The following is a 19809-nucleotide window of genomic DNA, read 5'->3' on the forward strand; positions in this document are numbered from 1 at the left end:
CCTTTCTAGTTCAATGAATTATAAAAACTGTGGTGACAATTTACCTGAGTTAGTCCCCACTTTTCACATCGGAATAGATGGCATTAGCCCAGAAGCTAAATTCTTGGGCGATTTCCAAGCCTAAACCCGTTAGTCCTAGATAATCATCAGTGGAAAGTTTTTTTAATGTGTCTAATCCTTGTGGGTTGGCTATATTCCGGTTGTTCGAGATTTCTTCAAGACACTCAAAGTATATTTTAACAACTTCTCGCTTACCTTCTTTGTCTTTACTAATAGCAGTTTCTTCGGCTTTTAGGCGCATCATTCCCCAAGTAGAAAGATAGGTATAAAGTTCAATAGCTTGTTTTTTTTGTTCTTTGCGGCGACTATTATCAGCAGTGGCTGAGGACAATTCTTGCAAGGCAGTGAATACGGGATTGCTAATCGTTCTAGGGTCGAATGTCATGGTTATTTTGGCTCCAAAAGTTAAAAAATATTACCTGACCAAAGGGTATCAAGAGAGATAACAATATCGGGAAATGCGGCAGCGGATAAAGTTCCTGTACTAAATTTTTCTTGATATTGATAATCAGAATTTATCGGTTGACGGAAAACATAAATCTCTCGATTTTTGATGGCAACTACCCAATATTCTGCAATACCAGCTTGGGCATAGATATGTTTTTTTTCGGTTAAGTCTTTACTGAGAGTTGAGTCAGAAATTTCGATTAACCAAAAAATTTCATCAGCATAGGGATGATGATCTCGATAGCGAGAACGAGGGGGAAAAACTACAGCGATATCGGGTTCAGGTTCTGAGTTTTCTAAGGTAATGGATCCAACTTCTCTTACCCATGCTTTATCCTTGAGACGTTGACGGAGAAAATTAGCTAATCCTTCTCCACTGTCTTTATGTAAAGGGCCTTCTGGACTCATTTCGAGAATATCTCCATTCAGTAATTCTACACGCCGATCGATTAAAATTCCCGCCGCAATCATGCGGTGATAATCGACCACTGACCATTTAGCTAAGGCAAGATTAGCTGTCATAAATTACCTCTACCATTGTTGCACAAAACCACGTCCTAAACTTTCCTGTCCGCCGATTTGTAGAATGTCATTATCTGCTAATAACTGTTTAAAATCAGCTTGGGATTGTTGTCTGGTTCCATTAGCTTGAGAGGTAATACCCCAAGGAAAATACATTAAGGTGTCGGGGGGAATAGCTTCTTCATAACGAAATCCTCCATCGACGGATTTATGCTCATCTAATTTAATTTTAACTTGTCTCCATAAACTCATTTGAATTAGAGTCGTGCAATGCTGATCGGGTAATACTAAGACTTTATTAATGCCACTGCTGACAGAGTTTTTGGGAATAAAACTTGGCCAATTTGACCAGTCTTTTAGATCATCGACCTTGAGAATGGCATCCTTGAGATAAACGTTGGTGTTGGCCTTTTTAAAACTACAGCTATATTCGGGGGGAATTGTCAGACTAGGATTAGTTAATCTTGTCCAACGACGAAGAAGTAAAGGAGAAGTGATCCAGACGACACCATGACTAAGGGAAGGGACGGGCAACCAGAGAATCGAACCATCTCCTATCCAGATGTCTCCCTGTTCCAAGTTTTCTGCACCTTTATCGATTTCATTACCGAATAACTTAAATTTTAGGTTTTCTTCGGTAGCTAAAGAACGGATTTTCCCGCGAATTGTACTGGAGGGAACATAGGGTAGAGTGGTATGGGATTCACGAGCAATACCCACTAGATTCCCCTCTTGAGTGGTTCCTCCGGTATGTAGGGGAGAAAGTAGATAAAAGTGGATTAAGTTCATGATTAATCATTCTCCTTTATAGTTGATTCAAAGTAATTCTGAGTAGCCTAATTTGCCCCTATTCGCTTGTCCAAAAACAGCGATCAAATTTGATCCAAAGTAATTCTGAGTAGCCTAATTTGCGCCAGCGTTGGTGATATTCGGGACTATTGGGCTGATCTTGAAATAGGCGATCAGGTTGATTTAAATAGTATTGACTACCGGCGGGGGCCGCGAAGACTTGGGGGGCGGGAATGCTAGTATTTTCTTTTGATTGAATGCGGCAACTGATGGGGATAGCTCGAGCGGTTGCGACACTGACTAGATTGCCCGGTTTCTGATTACTATTAACAGTATGGGCGAGTTTCCATTCCCAGGGCCAAGAGCGACAAATGGCTTGATTATTATCGTGACGGCGTTCAAAAATACCGGGGGTAACGAGATAGGCGATCGCTTTATTTATTTGTTTAAAGTTCTCCTCGGATTTTTGTTTTAACTCTTGCCATTGTTGACCTAAATTATCGCATTTTTCCAGTATAACTCGGTGTCCTTCTCCTCCTAACCGCAAAGTTGTGGGAGTGGGAATATTAACATCAATTCCGATCGCTATACTCCAACCGGGTAGCATTCGGATCGCTTTTTCGACAAAGTATCCATCGGCATCTTCTACCTGTTTACTTCCCGGTTTCATGGCATTATGGGAACGAATTTCTTCTTGCCAGGGTTTATCTTTTTCTTTGTGTTTTACTAACCATTGGCAAGGGTCGATCGCTCCTGTGTTTAAATAATCGAGAATAACTTTAAAAGGTAGATACTGACGATATTTACCTTCTTTCTCTTCTTCCGCTTCATTTTCTCGATTTTGGCAATTTTTGTTAGGTTTAGCCTTAGCTAAGGGGGCAGGTTTCGATCGATCCCAAAATATATGGTTTTCTGAAATCGTTAAATTATCACTCCAAGAAATAGGAATTAATGGGTCAGAATTGGCGAATCCTAAAGGACGGGGTAGATATAAAGTATCTCCCGCAAAAGATAGGAATGGACCGGTGATTTTAAAATAACTATTTTTAGAGCGATCTAGTAAAGCACTTAAAGCACCGGCGATCGTGTGACCGTTGGGGGGAAATGTACTTCCGGCCCAGGCTCTTTCTCCGGGACTAAAGGGTTTGGCATCGCGTAGGAGAAGAACATCTAGGGGAGTGATTGTGTACCAATACATTAAATGGAACCTCCGATCTTAATCTCTCTTTTTCGAGTCATAAAAGCCGCTAGTTTAAGCCAATTGTTGATAGTTTTATTGAGAACTTCTGGTGTGTTTTCTGTAGTTTGCCAAAGGCTATCTAGAAAGTTGACAAGTTCTTTTTGAATCTGCTCTGTTTGTTTTTCTGATAAGTTCTCCCGACGGCTACAGAAGGCTTTTGTCCAGGGAAAAATCGCTTCTTGTACTGGTGCGGGATGTTGTTCCCAAATTGTCGCAGCTTGTTCAAAGATACTGGCATCTAAATTCAATTCTAAGAGTTTTTGCCATTGATAAAAAACATCAAACTTAGCCGTAGATTTTAGGATGTTTCCGTTACCGTAGAGAACGCGCACTTGTACGGCATCTTTTTTGACTTTTTTGCCGTCAAAGTCTTTATAGGCGTGTTCCTTGGCTTTTTTCTCGGCTTCCCAGAGATTTTCTAGGGCGATAGCAAGGGGTACGGAATGATGAGCGATGACAATACCGAAACTGATAGTCGCCCGCTTTCCCATGGTAAATAGGGGACGTTTGGCGAGATTTTCGGCAGGTTTTTCGCCTTCCCATTGCCAATAGTCACCGGCGTTATTAAATTCCCCATGGGGGTCTTTTTCTCCCTTAAAACATTGCTGGATATCCCATAACCATTTATCCCATTCCCAGAGATTAGTATAGGCGAGAACATCATCACCGCCACCATAGATTAAGCGTCCTGCATAGCGTTGTTCGGTGAGGTAGGGAACGAGTTGATTAGAGAAGTCTAAAAGGGCGCGACTGAGGGCGCTATGGGTAGATGGTCCCATGCGTTTATTGAGGGTGACAAAATCGCCAAAAGCTTTTTGTACTTCTTTTTCTAGGGTATCGGTTTCGGTCGGGGGGTGATCGGCGTATTGATGAAGTGACTTAGCGATATATTCTCGATAGGGTTTCATTTTTTGGCCTTTTAACCATTCCCCCATTCCGTCACCATCTCCTGCGGCGATAACATACCAATCAGCCGGGTTATTGTGGGGATAGTTTTGGTCAATTAATTGGCTTAATTGATGGCGATAATTAGCCATTTCTTCATCGGTAATCTCTAGTTCTTCTACTAACCATCCCGCATTGAGAAATCGAGGGTGATAACGTTTATATTCTGGTTCGATGTGATCGTCAATGTAGGGGATTCCCCAGGGTTGGGTAAGTGCCGGGGGAATCTTTTTCCCGTCTTCTCTTAACCTACGCGAGATGGTGCGACAAGCGTGATGAAAATGGTCGAGATCACCGCCTGTTTTGAGATAACCGGCGACTCCCACGGTTAAATCGGGATAAGCGGCATCTAGACGCTCTTGGTCGCTATTTTTTAAGAGTTTTGGCAGGATTAGGTGTAATCCGCGTTTAACGGTTTCCGTGGCGTTGAGTTGTTCGATCCCATCGAATAATCCGGCATTTCGTTGCCAATATTCTTTGCTTGCTTTTTCGCTAATCCAATCGTTGTTACTATCGGGATGGACGACGGGGCCAAGTCCAGAAATGGTGGAACGGGGGCCGAAAGCGGTGGGAATCTGCCAATCGCGGGCATTTTTGACAGCAGCAAGGGCGGAACGGTTTTGATCGAAAGCACTACTCCACCAAGAACCAACATTAGAACTAAAGGGATGTTTTTTCCATTTCTCAAGGCGTAGTTTTCCAGCTTTTTGCAGAAATTCCCGCTCTTTTGTTAAGAATAAAGCCTTGTCGCCACTTAGATTATAAAGTTCGTTTTGTTTGTCTCGCCAGCTTTGCGCTTTTTCTGGGTCTTCGGCTTGATTTTCGACACTATTTTCGTTTTCTTGGTAAATTTCGCTACTGGTGAGGAGTTGGTCTTCTCTACCGATGGGGACTCCCACATAATAGGTTTGCCATTGGGCATTTAACCAACTGTCCCAGGTACGACTATTTTCTTTTAATTTGGGCATCCAGTGACGTTCTCCCAATTCCTCGAAAACTTGCCGACTAATTTCTTTCCATTCTTTTAATAAACTAGATTTAGCGGTTTGCATGGCCGCTGCCACCTTATCTTTGGGCAAGACGAGGATAATAATGTTGGGAAATCCGGCGGTTAGTAATTGTCGATCGCTCGGTGGGTCGATCCAGGGTTTAAAATCGGGATATTTCTCTAGTAACCATCGATCGATTAAGGGTTGTGCGTAGAGAGAGGGATAGATCAAACTATCGGGACCGTATTGTTGGGCCAGTTGCCAGCAGACTTGAGCAGATAGATAGTGCAGAATCCAAGAACCTGCCCAAAAATCGCGCATTTTGCGGCTGGCTTTGATTAGTTCTTGCACAGGGGAAAAGGTGAAACTAACGAGATAAGCGTGGGATAATTGTTTTCCTGTCGGCCATTTATTGACCACATCCTCGGAGGTGAGATCATATCCCGCTAGGGTCCCGGCGATGGCCGCCGTTAAACTGGCATGACTCCAGATCGATCCGTCCGGTATTCTGGTTTCGGCGGGCATTAAAAGCAGATTTTCGTCATCGAGTAATTTCGTCGCCGCTTGGGGGAGACAGCGCCATAACCACCAAAATAGTTCTTTAGCTTCGTTTTCTGAGATTCCTGTGCGTAATCTGTCGGGAATTTGGTTAAATAGCCGTTTTTCCTGTTCTTTTAAGTAATCTGTGCGGTTAGAAGCGATTTTCTTATGGGTTGTGTCGGCTAATTTGAGATCTAAGGGTTCTCCGGAGAGGAGGTGACGCAATTCTAGACCTGTTTGTTGATCGTAGTTAACGAATTGGGTTAAACTACCGATCGCCGATCGATCACTGGCTGAGGTGATATAGTCAGCTAGTTTGATTTGTTTGAGAATTTTTTTAGTCGATTCTTCGGGGTTATGTTTTCCCCACAACTTCATTACTTCTAAATCTCTCCAGAAGCTGTTATCACCGCGTCCTGAGTTGCTATGTAAGGCCTTGAAGACGGGATCGTGTAGTAGTCCCCAGATTTTCGCTTGCCAGTATCCTAGGGCCATAAACGCCTCAACTCCTTGCTGACCGATGTTCCCACTATATTCAATATGTCCTAGGAACCGCTAGAGATAACACGATATTTTGAAGATTTTTTCTAAAAAGCTTCAAAAGCTTATCCCGTCTAAGTTTCTGGTGGTATGAATTTTTTACTATGATTATCGTCTGTTGGGGGAGAATATCGATCGACCAACATTTGCGCCGATCGCTGGTGTTTTTCCGCCATTTCTGGGGGAGAGAGAATCTGGGCCTGTTCGAGATAGCGCTGTACCCACCAGAGAAATTCTTCCAGGGAACGGGACGGGAGAGCGATGTGGTAATCGATCGAGTTAAGGATTTTCGTCTGCGGGTCGATCTGGGGATTTGTCAACTGCTGCCGGGGGTGACGTGCTTCTCCCTCCCGGATAAAGTAACTCACAGGATGAAAAAAGCGAACTTTAACGGTAATTAGGGTTAATTGTGCCGCTAATTCCAATTTTTGCGCCGCTAAATCCCCCAAATTCAAGCCCCAGCCATTTTTAATCAGTTTGTGGGCATTATTGAGGCTGTGGCGCTGTTCTTCGAGGGAGCGAGAGGGTTCTGGGAGGATTCGACAATGACCGGCGAAACGATTGAGGCGGCCGATGGCCAGACAGCCATCGGGATAGGTTTCGTAGAGGAGATACCAGCCAATGTCACGGTAAATTAGCTGGAGGGGATAGATCGGGAAAAGCCCGGTAAATTTCTTTTGATAGGGATCGATCGGTCGGGCGATCTCGATTACCTCTCCCCGGACAATGGCCTGTTCTAGGGTGTCGATTTTCTCGTATAAAGTTTGGCGATATTTTCCCCGTTCCATCATCTCTTCGGGATCGGTATAGTTGATCGGTCGATCGAGTTGTTCCCAGACGGGATAGAGAAAGTCAGCCCGGGAGCCGAGTGTAAACCCTTGAAGACGGCGATCGAGTTGGTGATAGACCTGACGGATTCTCGGATCACCCTGATAGAGGGCCCGGGAGCGGAGTGCATCAAAGGCGATTTTAAGTTCGTCGGGACTCATAACGCCGGTGCCGAGATAATACCCCCAGCGATAGATGTGGCGATCGAGAATTTTGTAATCCCGTAGGGTCGTTATGTCTTTTCTCAGGGTGGCAATGGAGGGATATTCCGCGGGCCAACCGAGGGCGAGGGTGGCGGCGAGTTCTCTCACCCGTTCCTGTACTTCTGTTAATGCGTTGTGATCTTTCCCCGAATGGTAATTTTCCGAGGGATCGAGGGTTTGATAACCGACTCCGGGGTGTCGGACGAGGGTGGCGATCAGGAGCATAAGTCGCTGGAACTCGCGACTATCTCGTTCACGCAGTGTTCTTTCCCTAGGGGATTTGGGGTGCTGAGTCATACAGATGCAATCGGTTCAGTCAAGGGGAAAGCCGATATAAATTTACCTCACTCCGAGGGCTAGAAAATCCGATCAGGACTGGAAAAATTAGCCCCTCGATCGAGGGGTTAAATTATTGGCTTTTTAGGGTATCATCGACTAGCGACCGACAGGGGTGGGAGCAGATAACCTCGGTTTCCGGTAAAATCCCTCGATCTACCACAGGATAAGGGTTTTGTGGTTTATGGGGTTGACTGTGCGACCGTATCTAGCTATAATTAACTTATCCGTCGCAACTGGCTTCCGAACCCCAATCCTGTTCGGACGTTTGCCTACCGGCTCTCTCTACTCGCTAGAGAAATTAATTGAATGGAAACAGACGGGGTAGATTGAGTGTGCTTATAAAAGGCACTTCCCTCTCTACTCGCTAGAGAAATTAATTGAATGGAAACAAAGATTTTTTACAAATTATTAAACAATCTCACTCTCTCTCTCTACTCGCTAGAGAAATTAATTGAATGGAAACTTCATAAAGCGAATCACCGTCAGCATTTTTGATAGTCTCTCTACTCGCTAGAGAAATTAATTGAATGGAAACTTTCTTTCTCCTGTATAGAGTGTTAACGAGTCTAACAACTCTCTCTACTCGCTAGAGAAATTAATTGAATGGAAACTGGATCGCAGTCTGGGTCTGCAAACCCTGCTGGAAGATTCTCTCTACTCGCTAGAGAAATTAATTGAATGGAAACATCGCGTCGAGTAACCAGTAAGCTCCTCCATTTTCTCTCTACTCGCTAGAGAAATTAATTGAATGGAAACGTTAACAACATTTTTAGCATTCCGGAATAGTCTATCCTCTCTACTCGCTAGAGAAATTAATTGAATGGAAACCCTTTAACGGTCCAATTCATCCCGCTATATGTGCGACTCTCTACTCGCTAGAGAAATTAATTGAATGGAAACTATCGAGACTTCCAAACAGATATCTGTGCTGATTATCCTCTCTACTCGCTAGAGAAATTAATTGAATGGAAACGATTCGACTAATTCTCCAGTGGCTTTTATTCCTTTTTTCTCTCTACTCGCTAGAGAAATTAATTGAATGGAAACTGTTTGCAAACAATATCGTCACTATCGCGTTCGCAGGTACTCTCTACTCGCTAGAGAAATTAATTGAATGGAAACTGCAAATTCCAATAATTCATCGGTTGCCTGTTTGATATCTCTCTACTCGCTAGAGAAATTAATTGAATGGAAACGCGGTGTAGAATGCGTCTCCCATGCCTAGTTCAAAGATCTCTCTACTCGCTAGAGAAATTAATTGAATGGAAACAAAAAGAAACTACCAACAATCGAAATAATCGAAAGTACTCTCTACTCGCTAGAGAAATTAATTGAATGGAAACGCGCTAGAATATTCAGAATACTCACACCGGATAGCAACTCTCTACTCGCTAGAGAAATTAATTGAATGGAAACGTATAGGGATTGATTCGAGTGCATCGATAAGCCATACTCTCTACTCGCGTTTAGACATTAGCTGAATCTCCCCCAATCCCTTTCCTGTTGACCCTTGCAAAAGTGCCTCATCTCAACAGACGATTTAAATGCGCGGGCAGCTTATTCTATATGGTAATGTTTAATTGTATTCGCGTAAAAGTTGCTTATGTCCTTACCTGAACTCCCTCTTCATCTTCAATTAACCCAAATGGTTTCGGGTTACTGGCTATCTCAGGCCATCTATGCTGCGGCTAAATTAAGTCTAGCCGAGCATTTAAGCAAAGGAGCGAAATCCTGTCAAGATTTGGCCTCCCTAACTGAGACTAATCCTGCTGCTTTATACCGACTGATGCGAGCATTAGCTAGTGTGGGAATTTTTCAAGAAACTGAATCTCAACAGTTTATACTAACTCCCTTAGCCGAACATTTATCTAGTGACCATCCCCGGTCAGTAAAAGCGACAGCAATTATGTTAGGAGAAGCCCCCCATTATCAAGCCTGGGGAAATGTGTTACATAGTATTAAAACGGGACAACCATCTTTTGATGATGTCTTTGGGATGGGAGTCTTTGAATATTTTCAAACTCATCCGCTAGATGCAGAGATTTTTGAACAGTCGATGAATAGTTTTTCTTTTTCGGAGGAGAAGGCTATTTTAGCTGTGTATGATTTCTCGGAATTTCAAACCCTAGTAGATGTAGGTGGGGGATACGGTGAGATGTTGGGGACAATCTTAGAGCAATATCCCCACCTCAAAGGAATTCTTTTTGATGAAGAATATGTAATTTCCCATTGTCAACCCACTTTAGAAAAACACGGGATTCTCCATCGTTGTCAACCCGTTGGCGGTAATTTTTTTGAATCCGTACCGTCGGGAGGAGATGGCTATTTATTAAAACATATTATTCATGATTGGGATGATCGACGAGCCATTGCTATTTTGAAAAACTGTTGTCAAGCTTTAGATAGCAATGGGAAAGTTTTAGTCTTGGAAATGGTTGTTCCTGCGGGTAATAATCCTTCGGCCGCTAAAATGTTAGACATAAATATGTTAGTTATGTGTCCGGGAGGTAAGGAAAGAACCGCAGAAGAATTTGAGGAATTGTTGAGTCAAGCGGGATTAAAATTAAATCGAATTATTCCGACTCAAGAGGATATTTGCATTATTGAATGCGTTAAAAAATAATAGAATAGAAAAAGGGTTTATTCAAGAAACCCGTTTTCTATTGTTTAGATATAAGTAGCCCAAGATTTTGCCCAGGCAAGAATTTCATGAACTCGATCGAGGGTTGAAGATTCACAGTAGAGACGCAAAACCGGTTCTGTACCACTAAAGCGAATTAACAACCAACTGCCATCTTCTAAACGGAATTTATAACCGTCCATAGGATTACAATCAGTCACTTGTTTACCGGCAATTTCCCTTAAGGGTTCCTGATCCAAAGCAGTAATTAACTGATCGCGAGCTTCCATATTAGCTAGGGGTAAATCAATGCGATCATACTGAGAATAAAAACCAGTTTTATCCTGTAATTGCGCGTAAAGATCGCTTAAATCTTGGCCCGATTCTACCACCGCTTCCAAAACGTATAAAGCTGATAATAAAGCATCCCGTTCGGGAATGTGAGTACCATAACCGACACCTCCCGACTCTTCCCCACCAATTAACACAGGAGTGGTCAACATTCGATCGGCGATATACTTATAACCGATCGGGGTTTCAAAGACCGATAAACCGTATAAACTGGCTAATTTGGGGATTAAATCGGAACCGCTCACCGTTTTGACAATTTCCCCTCTCATTCCCTTTTTGCCGGCTAAATGCTCGATTAAAATCGGGATGAGATTTTGGGTGCTTAAAAAATTCCCCCGACCATCGATCGCCGCCACTCGATCGCTATCCCCATCGAAGACCAAACCTACTCGTAAAGGGGCTAAATTTGCGCTGTGAGCCAGTTTATCGATGATTTCCGTCAAATTTCTCGGTAAAGGTTCCGGAGAGCCGCCACCGAACAAAGGATCGCGATTGCCGCGTAATTCCGTGATCCCCACCCCCAAAAGACGCTCTAAACCGGTAGCCGCCGCACCGTGCATGACATCGGAATAAACTTTTAGTTGTCCCGATTCGATCGCCTCGGCAATAGCGGCAATATTAACTTTTTGGCGTAAACCCTGACAATAACCTGACCATGGCTCAAAAGTGCTTAATTTACCGGCAGCTGCCTTAAATTGCGGCGGATTAGACAATAAAGCTTCAATTTGTTGGGTAATTTCCGGCGAGACAGAACCACCAAAATAACCTTTAACCTTCAAACCGAGATATTTAGCCGGGTTATGACTGGCGGTTAAGACGATCGCACCGAGAGCATTTTCTGAGCGAGCTGCCCAACTAAAAGCGGGAGTGGGAGCGTAGGATTGGGAGAGAAGCACATCAAAACCGGCTTTTTGAAGCGATTCCGCCGCAGTTTGAGCAAAATCCTCCGCCATAAACCGCCGATCATAGCCGACGATCATCGTCCGCGAACCCGTGATCTGACCATAATTATCGGCTAAAACCTGAGCCGCCAAGGGAGCGAGCAGAGCGACTCGATCAAAAGTAAAATCGGCGGCGATAATCCCGCGCCAGCCATCGGTTCCAAATTTAATCGGGTTCACGGTGGTCATGATTTACGAACTACCCCTAAAAATCCATTTTCCCAATACTGTAACCCGCTCCGTAACCTCTGGAAACTCATTTTTCCCGATCATCGGTTTTTGCCGCCGGATCGAGCGCACCGACTTCACTGGCTAATAATTTTTCCATTAACATTTGTAACTTCATCCGTTCTATATAGGGCCATCCCCCGGTTTCCTCGATATCCCGGAGTAATCCGTATAAGTCCTTACGCGTATTGGGTAAAGATGGCTCGAACATCTGCTCGCGAATTTGCCGATGTAAATTTTCTAAAGTTCGCAGCAACATTAACAAACCGTTACAATCTCCCTGCTGTTCTTGGGCGATCGCTGTCACCGTCGTTACAAGGGAATGTAGTTGGCTATCTAATTGGCTATTATCTCCCGGCAATCGGCTATTCATCGAAATTTCTGCATCTGAAAACAGTCACACCAATCATATCAGTCATCAGCTATGAGTTACTTAGAGCCTTCTGACTTGAAAGATGCTGTGGGGTGTGGGGAAGTGGGGAAGTGGGGAAGTGGGGTGTAGGGTGTGGGGTGTGGGGTGTGGGGTGTGGGGAAGGAAACCTCTTTCATCTGTGGTGGTGAAAATTTTTTCATCGGGACTGACTCCTAAGCTAAGACGTATTTAAACTGCTTATTCTTCGATTAGCCGAATCTCCTCCAATCTCTTTACTATTGCCTATTGCCTATTGCCTATTGCCTGCTGTTTCCCGTCTCCTGTCCCCCATCTTCTCAATGGTCACGGATCTTTGATAAACTGAGTTTCGGTGAATTGGCCCGACCGATTCGATAATTCATCAGGCTATGGATCAAGGGTAGTAATTGTAAAGATTGACAAAGAGAGGTTGACATAGATGAGATTTCGTGCCTTGTTAGTTGCCTTTTTAGCCTTGTGCTTGGGGGTGTTGACAGCTTGTAGCGACGCGCCTAGTGCCGTCCTGAATAGAAACGAGCTAACCTATGATGAAATTTTAAACACGGGATTAGCTAACAAATGTCCGCAGATTTCCGAGTTCACCCGGGGTACTCTCCCCTTAGAACGCGGCGAAAGTTATGTGGTGACAGATTTATGCTTGGAACCCCAAGAATATTTTGTCAAGGGTGAACCTGTTAATAAGCGGGAAGCAGCCACTTTTATCCCGGGTAAACTCTTAACCAGAGATACCACCAGTTTAGAACAGATGACAGCGAGCTTAACCGTAGGTGAAGACGGTGTTTTAACCCTCAAGGAAGAAGACGGTATCGATTTCCAACCCATTACCGTACAATTACCCGGAGGTGAAAGAGTTCCCCTCTTCTTTACCATTAAAGGTTTCACCGGCAAAACCGAAGCCGGCTTTAACTCGATTAACAGTTCCACGGATTTTGAAGGCGACTTTAAAGTTCCCTCCTATCGTGGCGCTGGTTTCTTAGATCCCAAAGGTCGGGGTGTGGTGACGGGTTATGATAATGCTGTCGCTTTACCCGCTAGTGCTGATAGTCAAGATTTCCAGCGTGCTAACGTCAAAGCGACGGAACTGGGTAAAGGTACTATGTCTTTACAGGTAACTAAAGTTGACGCTTCTACCGGCGAGTTTGCTGGTGTTTTTGAAAGTGAACAGCCTTCCGACACCGATTTAGGCGCAAAAGATGCTGAAGAAGTGAAAATTCGCGGCATTTTCTACGGTCGTCTCGAAGCTCGTGCCTAATTAATTTTTGGCTAAATTCAGAATTTCTGGAAATTAAGGCGAATTTCTCCCTAGAGAAGTTCGCTTTTTTTTCTAAGCTTTGACAGACTTAATTTATACCAAATCCGGTTATCAAAGACTGATTATTTATTCCCCCTTTTGCATGAGTGCCTTTTGCCTATCCTGATATGTAGCCTATACTCAAAGGATTTAGTATAACTCCCCAAGTTTTCAGCAGATAAATATAATTATATCGACTCCATTTTGAGGAGTTGTTTCAGGAAAGTTAAAAGATTTTGTAGTGATGGTATTTGTGTTGCAGTTTGTTCGCTAATCCACCGATCATCGGAAATAGTTGCGGTGTTGGTTTTTCCCGGTTTAAGAATACTAGCAACTGCGGCAATAGTGGCTTTTTCTTTATCAAAAGGTTTCCAGCCAATTTGACTAATTTCTTCCTCGGAAAATTGTTGAATATATGCTTTTGCTCTGTTCATATATTCAGGATAGGCGATTTTTCCACAATCACAAAGTAGGGTATCTAAGACACCTTGATCAACATTATTAGGCAGTATATATAATCCGACTCTTGGTCTATTTTCTTGAATAGTTCCCGTAGCAGCTACTACCCTGGGAAAGTCGGGAAAATATTCCCGAAAACCCTGATGATATTTACGAGCAACTTCTGCCGGGTTATCTTTATCCGCATCGGCAATAACGGCAAAAGCTGATAATTCATTGTTATAATCCATATCGGCAAGTTTATTGGTTAAATTTTTAATTAATTCACTGCCACCCCCAGCATAAATTGCCACGGATAAAGTCTCAGTATAAAGAATAGATGGCATATCGAGTCTGATGTAAAGTTTTCCAGTTTTAGGAGGAGGATATTTCGGAATAAATTTTTTCCAAATTGGTTCTAGATTTGAGAGTTCTTCACATTTAGAAAACCCCAGAAGTTTACACATAACTTTCACCAGAAAAGCTTGATCATGATTACCTTCCACTCCAATCAATATATGTTCTCGACTCACCAACGAACCTCCTGTCCTAAGTCTTCTCGTAAACTTTTTAATCGAGTCCAATCATGTCTAACTACTCTAGTATAATTTTCCTTTGGTTCGAGACGATAAAGCACCAAATCTGATTCTCGTTCAGTAACTTCTAACAGAGCATCAACAGCTTCTAGACTGTGGGTAGTAGCAAACAGTTGTACATTCATTTTTTGACACCATTTAACTAACCAATTAAAAGAACTTTGCAGTGCCTCTGTATGAATAGCTGATTCTAATTCATCAATGAATAAAATTCCACCTTTAACACTGGCAAGTTTGAGGGCAATATGAAGTAAGCGACGCACCCCGTCACCAAAGGTACTAACGGGTACAAGTCCCAATTTTTCGTGTTGAATATAAATGTTAAATCTGGAAGATAAAGAATGAGGAGGTAAGAGAATTTCTAAATCAGAAATATTACTGTCCATTTGACGCAGTAAATCGATAACATCTGTTTTAAAATTGGCAAATCTCACTTCTGAAAGTAATCGAAATTGACCAATATCAGAACGATGAGAAGCGGGACTAACCAGAGAAGTTAGTAAGCTAGGTTCTTTTTTTCCCGATAGTCTAGAGAGAGGGCTATTTTCCCAAAGTTGATAGTTTTCTTTCAGGGGATTTTGGGGATAATTAATTAAACTTATTAATTGTTCTTCAGCAAGAAATACTGTTATCGATAAGTTGATACCTTTTCTTGTTTCCCATAAATCTTCATTATTATCGATTAAATCTTCGTTTTCTTCGCTAATTATCTGATTAATATGAAGCTTGTCTTCGGGACTGTCAATTAAAATAATTCCTTCGAGTTCTTCATAAATTGCCTCGATTTTCTGAACTTTAAAGGAGCCATTTCCTGTGATTGATATAACCCCGTGATTAAGTTTTTCTTGCTCAATCATTGCATCGTGGGTAAATAACCACTGTAGGGAATCTAGATAAGGAGTCCGAGAAACTCTGTACTCTTGTTCTCTTTGTCTAGCAGTATTTAGCCAAACTTTTAGATCTAAGGGATGACAGTAAATAGATAACGCTTCGAGAACGCTGGTTTTTCCCGAATTATTAATTCCCACAAGCAGGTTAATCTGTCCGAGATTCTTTAGCTCAAGCTCTCGCAGTCCTCTAAACTGGTGAATGGTAATGTTTTCTAGGCTTTTAGTCATAAACTTAGTTTAGCTGAAAAGGGTGACAAAAAACTAAGTCATCTACTCAAATGTATTGAAGTTTTAATGAACTTCTAGTTATCAGCTTTTTCCTATCTCCTGTTTCCCGTCTCCTTTTCATGACCACTTACTTAACCGTAACTTCCTATACCTAGATAAAATTTTACAACCATAATCAGCGATTACTAAAAATTATATCATTAAAAACCCCTATCGGTCATTAAAGAGATAGGGGCTAATTATTTTAGATACTTTCCGTTTTTTCTGACTTGCTTTTATAAATATCTTGAGTCAGATAGCGGATACGAGATTTCAGAAATTCAGCGACTCCATAAATTTCATCAAGACTGTCTATATTGGTGGTTGCTTCTTTACCAGTTTCCACGTTATCGGGAATACTGATTGATTTCTTGCCAGTTCTTTCATGGAAGCGCAGACGACAGACTGTTTTGGTTACTTTTCCATCTAAGTTGATACCAAAATAACTTCTAGTGTCTTTGAATTGAATGCGTGCGGTATTGATTTCTTCCCGTAGAATTGATTTAATAATGTAAAATCCTTCCAGTTCTTCGAGGGTCGTATTAATTCCATCTTCCCCTGTTTCTTCTGGTAGAGTATCTTCTGCTGCTGATGTATCAGGAGGATTTGTTTCAGGTTCTTTTCCTAAAACTTCCTCAAATTTTTCTTTGATGATATCATTGATATACTCTTTGAGAGAACGCTTAATAATTTCTTTGAATTTTTCGACAACCGATGCAGTTCTCACCCCAGAATACACATGACTAACAAAAAACTTAACAAATTCGGGGGAAGGATCACTTAATTGCTGGGCAATCACTTTTTTAACTTCTTTTGTGTGCAATAAATTGCGAGCAACCTCTTCTAGTTCGTCAGAATTAAAGCTAGATTTAGAAAATCGTTTTAATTCGTTAACGGAAGAGTCGTCAAAGTCGAGAATGTTAAACTCAAAAAATGGCTTATCGTCCATGATATTATCCTTGACGGTATCCGTATAAAACCGATAGATAATCCCATTAGTTAAAACTCCAAAGTTAGCTCCAGTTGCGATAAAATATCGATGCAGTTGGGAACTATGTTTAGGATGCTCAAGATTTTGATGACAGCTTTTACATTCCATCAAAATAATCGGTTGATTGTCCAAACAAATAGCATAATCTACTTTTTCCCCTTTTAATCCAGTTAAATCGGCACTATATTCGGGGTGAACTTCCATGGGATTGAACACATCGTAACCCCATGCTTGCAAAAAAGGCATAATAAAAGCTGTTTTGGTTGCCTGTTCGTTTTGGATTTGAGAACGAGAGGTTTCAACTTTTTGGGCAATTGCTTTGAGTTTATCGATTAAATCCATGATAGCCTCATTATCTAGGATGTGTGGGTTCTCAGCCTAACCATAATTTAACCTTTTTTTACCTCAGGGTCAAGCATTTTTGACTGTCATCATCATTAATTCACAAATATTTACACTAATCCCGTGCCATCCGGATATTTTGTGCTATCATTTCTAGGAATGGGTTATTTTTAATAATGTCCCCATTTGATCAAAGACAATGCTTGCTTTAGAACAGCTTTATGAACGGGAGTATGATCGCTGGTTAAGTGAGACGATCGAGTTATTAAAAAATCGTCAGTTTGATCGGGTAGATTGCGAACATTTGATCGAGGAGTTGGCAACTTTAGGACGGAGCGAAAAAACTGCTGTTAAAAGTTTAAGTTTACAAATAATAATCCATCTGTTACTCTATCAATTTTGGACAACAGAAAGAGAAAGAAATAGTAATCATTGGGCGGCAGAGATTATAACTTTTCGAGTACAATTAGAAGATAAGCTCACTACCAATTTAAGCAAATTTATAGAACTAGAGTTAGACAATATCTATGAAAACGCCCGCTTAATTGCCGAAAAAAAGACAGGATTAAAAAATTTACCGATAATTTGCCCCTACTCTCTGACACAAATTCTTGAGAAACAGTGGTTTCCCGATACAGACAATCAATAAACTCTCAAAAATATGGACTCTCACAACAGTGAACCGATTATAATTGCCGAAGCTGTGGAAAAATGGTATGATAACCGCTTTCATGCTTTGCGGGGAGTCAATCTCACCGTTAATAAACAGGAAGTTGTCGTGATTATGGGGCCGTCCGGTTCGGGAAAATCCACCTTTATTCGCACTTTTAACGGGTTGGAATCCTATCAAAAAGGCCGCATTATTATTGACGGGATAACTGTTTCCCACAACCTGAAAAATATCGAGGCAATCCGTCAGGAAGTCGGCATGGTTTTTCAACAATTTAACCTCTTTCCCCATCTGACGGTATTAGATAATGTCACCCTTGGTCCGATGTGGGTGCGCGGTTGGAAAAAAGCGCAAGCGGAGGAAATAGCGAGAAAACTCCTCGAAAAAGTTGGTATTCTCGAACAAGCGCTTAAATATCCCCCTCAGTTATCGGGAGGACAACAGCAGCGGGTGGCAATCGTTCGCGCTTTGGCCATGCAGCCGAAGGTGATGTTATTCGATGAACCCACCTCAGCTTTAGACCCAGAAATGGTGCGAGAAGTCTTGGAAACGATGCAAAGTTTAGCCAAATCGGGGATGACCATGGTTTGTGTCACCCACGAGGTAGGATTCGCGCGAGAAGTGGCCGATCGAGTGGTATTTATGGATCAGGGTTTAATTTTGGAAATTGCCCCCCCAGCAGAATTTTTTAATAATCCCCAATCTGATCGAACTCAGCAATTTTTAGCAAAAATTCTTTGATTTTCCATGACTTGATCATTAAACCATCTCTTTTTCTTTTTCTACCTCCACTAAAAGGGGAACGAGATTTTCATTTAAACGACCGGCTCGAATTAATTCTGCGTAGGTATTAGCTTCGATATCGAGTAAAGTATCTTGAAATTGTTCGGCCACCACATCTTTTAATTGTGGGTGTTCCTCTAGTAATTTTTGCAACTGATCGCCCAAGGACTTTAATTGTCCTTCCACCAGAGTTTTTTTGTCGCGATAAAATTCGGGATCGATATCGGGAAAACGTTCTGGTTGTTGCAGATAATTAGACACCCTGGTTAAGGCAATCTGACGAGCAATTAAGGCCGAATATTCGGCGCGAATCGGTTGATCACCGATAAGATTGAGGGCATTTAACAGCCATTGTATGGATAATCCTTGCACCAATAAAGTAAATAAAACCACCCCAAAAACCACGTCAATAATTTCTTGACGGTAGGGGATAGACGTAGGAACACTTAACGCTAGGGCGATCGAAACCGAACCGCGCAATCCTCCCCACCATAACACCGTTCTTTCCTTGAAACTGATCCTATTACCCGTAATTAGGTTACTAATTCCCCCTAGTCCAAAAATTGAGAACAGACGGGAAACCACCATAGCGGCGATCGCTATTAAAATCCCGCTTAAGTGACTGCCGAGACTCTCAAAACGGGTTTGATCACCGATCAGTAAAAAGATGATGGAATTGACAAAAAAGGCGATAAATTCCCAAAATTCGCTAACTACTAGGCGCGTGCGGGGACTCATACCAATGCGCGAACCGAGATTACCGAGAATAATCCCGACAATTACCACCCCAATCACACCAGATCCGCCTAATTTTTCCGTGACGAGATAGGTTCCGTATGCAGAAACTAGGGTGAGAGACTGTTCCACGAAAGGCAGATCAAAGCGTTGGGTAAGGTAGGAAATGCCGAAACCGATCACGCAACCCACACCGATGCCAATCCCCACAAAGGTGCAGAAACGAGCGATCGTCACGGGTATGGAAAAGGTATCGACTCCCAAGGGAATCCCCACCAAGAGGACGAAAGCGACCACAGCGACCCCATCATTAAAGAGACTTTCCCCTTCCATCAGGATCGTTAGTTTTTTACTGGCCCCCAATTCTTTAAATAGGGCAATTACAGAGACGGGATCGGTGGCAGCTAGGGCAGCACCCAAGAGAAAAGCGATCGATAGGGGTAAATTAGCAAAGATATGTAGGGGATAGGCGACTCCCAAAACGGAGATAATCACCCCGATAACGGCAAAAAGGACGATAGTAACCCAATATTCCTTTAATTTAGCCCAAGGAATATTCCAAGCGGCTTCAAAAAGGAGGGGAGGCAGAAAAATTTCCAGAATTAATTCTGGGGAAAGATTAACTAGACGCAAATCTAAAAAAGCTAAACCCATACCGACAATAACTAACAGCAGGGTGTAGGGAATTTTGCGGAGGAAGGCAACGGTTCTCGATAAAGTGGCGACACTCAAGGAAATGGTCAAAACTAGCAGGAATTGCTCTAAATTATGAGCGATCGCCTCGTTAGCAGTAGATTCTAGACTCATTATTT

Annotated in this window: 16 protein-coding genes and 1 CRISPR repeat array; of the genes, 4 read left to right on the plus strand and 12 right to left on the minus strand. The window is 42.4% G+C overall.

Features of this window, described 5'->3' with window-relative positions; all coding sequences use genetic code 11:
- Positions 1 to 49: 49 nt before the first annotated feature.
- From IM475_RS16970 to IM475_RS16995, 6 genes are all read right to left on the minus strand, one after another.
- On the minus strand, positions 50 to 445 hold the full coding sequence (locus IM475_RS16970) for a hypothetical protein (protein WP_287728396.1): 396 nt from the start codon (positions 443 to 445) through the stop codon (positions 50 to 52).
- A 20-nt stretch (positions 446 to 465) separates the two neighbouring features.
- Entirely contained in the window at positions 466 to 1029 is a 564-nt protein-coding gene (locus IM475_RS16975) for a Uma2 family endonuclease (protein ID WP_287728398.1), read from the minus strand.
- 9 nt (positions 1030 to 1038) lie between these two features.
- Positions 1039 to 1818, minus strand: coding sequence for a type III-B CRISPR module RAMP protein Cmr4 (gene cmr4 / locus IM475_RS16980; RefSeq protein ID WP_287728399.1), 780 nt, complete (start codon positions 1816 to 1818; stop codon positions 1039 to 1041).
- Between the two features lie 58 nt (positions 1819 to 1876).
- A complete protein-coding gene (locus tag IM475_RS16985; protein ID WP_287728400.1) occupies positions 1877 to 3016 on the minus strand; it encodes a type III-B CRISPR module-associated Cmr3 family protein in 1140 nt (379 codons plus the stop codon).
- A complete protein-coding gene (cas10, locus tag IM475_RS16990; RefSeq protein WP_287728401.1) occupies positions 3016 to 6027 on the minus strand; it encodes a type III-B CRISPR-associated protein Cas10/Cmr2 in 3012 nt (1003 codons plus the stop codon). Before cas10 ends, IM475_RS16985 begins: the two co-directional genes overlap by 1 nt.
- Before the next feature lie 119 nt (positions 6028 to 6146).
- Entirely contained in the window at positions 6147 to 7400 is a 1254-nt protein-coding gene (locus IM475_RS16995) for a helix-turn-helix transcriptional regulator (protein WP_287728402.1), read from the minus strand.
- A 320-nt stretch (positions 7401 to 7720) separates the two neighbouring features.
- Positions 7721 to 8858: direct repeats of the CRISPR family, unit length 36 nt; unit sequence CTCTCTACTCGCTAGAGAAATTAATTGAATGGAAAC.
- Between the two features lie 187 nt (positions 8859 to 9045).
- Between IM475_RS16995 and IM475_RS17000 the strand changes: the two genes are divergently transcribed.
- A complete protein-coding gene (locus IM475_RS17000; RefSeq protein ID WP_287728403.1) occupies positions 9046 to 10065 on the plus strand; it encodes a methyltransferase in 1020 nt (339 codons plus the stop codon).
- Positions 10066 to 10109: 44 nt separating this feature from the next.
- Here IM475_RS17000 and IM475_RS17005 read toward each other — a convergent pair whose 3' ends face one another.
- Positions 10110 to 11543 (minus strand): phosphoglucomutase/phosphomannomutase family protein, encoded by a 1434-nt coding sequence (locus IM475_RS17005; protein ID WP_287728404.1) that lies wholly within the window; start codon positions 11541 to 11543, stop codon positions 10110 to 10112.
- Positions 11544 to 11610: 67 nt separating this feature from the next.
- Positions 11611 to 11955, minus strand: a complete 345-nt coding sequence (locus IM475_RS17010; protein ID WP_287728405.1) for a hypothetical protein — start codon at positions 11953 to 11955, stop codon at positions 11611 to 11613.
- Positions 11956 to 12412: 457 nt separating this feature from the next.
- On the opposite strand from IM475_RS17010, the gene IM475_RS17015 reads away from it, so the two are divergent.
- Complete coding sequence (locus IM475_RS17015) at positions 12413 to 13246, plus strand: photosystem II manganese-stabilizing polypeptide (RefSeq protein ID WP_287728407.1); 834 nt, start codon at positions 12413 to 12415, stop codon at positions 13244 to 13246.
- Positions 13247 to 13473: 227 nt separating this feature from the next.
- Here the strand turns inward: IM475_RS17015 and IM475_RS17020 are convergent, their stop codons facing one another.
- From IM475_RS17020 to IM475_RS17030, 3 genes are all read right to left on the minus strand, one after another.
- The gene (locus IM475_RS17020; protein WP_287728408.1) at positions 13474 to 14256 is read right to left on the minus strand and encodes a DUF3226 domain-containing protein; all 783 of its coding nucleotides are present in this window, start codon (positions 14254 to 14256) and stop codon (positions 13474 to 13476) included.
- On the minus strand, positions 14253 to 15437 hold the full coding sequence (locus IM475_RS17025) for an AAA family ATPase (protein ID WP_287728409.1): 1185 nt from the start codon (positions 15435 to 15437) through the stop codon (positions 14253 to 14255). The genes IM475_RS17020 and IM475_RS17025 overlap by 4 nt, the downstream gene beginning before the upstream one ends.
- 244 nt (positions 15438 to 15681) lie before the next feature.
- The gene (locus IM475_RS17030) at positions 15682 to 16809 is read right to left on the minus strand and encodes a type I restriction endonuclease (protein WP_287728410.1); all 1128 of its coding nucleotides are present in this window, start codon (positions 16807 to 16809) and stop codon (positions 15682 to 15684) included.
- 199 nt (positions 16810 to 17008) lie between these two features.
- Here IM475_RS17030 and IM475_RS17035 point away from each other — a divergent pair, with 199 nt between their 5' ends.
- A complete protein-coding gene (locus IM475_RS17035) occupies positions 17009 to 17458 on the plus strand; it encodes a DUF29 domain-containing protein (RefSeq protein WP_287728411.1) in 450 nt (149 codons plus the stop codon).
- Positions 17459 to 17470: 12 nt separating this feature from the next.
- A complete protein-coding gene (locus tag IM475_RS17040) occupies positions 17471 to 18220 on the plus strand; it encodes an amino acid ABC transporter ATP-binding protein (RefSeq protein ID WP_002784428.1) in 750 nt (249 codons plus the stop codon).
- An 18-nt stretch (positions 18221 to 18238) separates the two neighbouring features.
- Here the strand turns inward: IM475_RS17040 and IM475_RS17045 are convergent, their stop codons facing one another.
- Entirely contained in the window at positions 18239 to 19804 is a 1566-nt protein-coding gene (locus tag IM475_RS17045) for a cation:proton antiporter (RefSeq protein WP_287728412.1), read from the minus strand.
- Between the last annotated feature and the right edge of the window lie 5 nt (positions 19805 to 19809).

This window comes from Microcystis sp. M061S2 (genome assembly GCF_020245605.1).
Lineage (GTDB): Bacteria > Cyanobacteriota > Cyanobacteriia > Cyanobacteriales > Microcystaceae > Microcystis.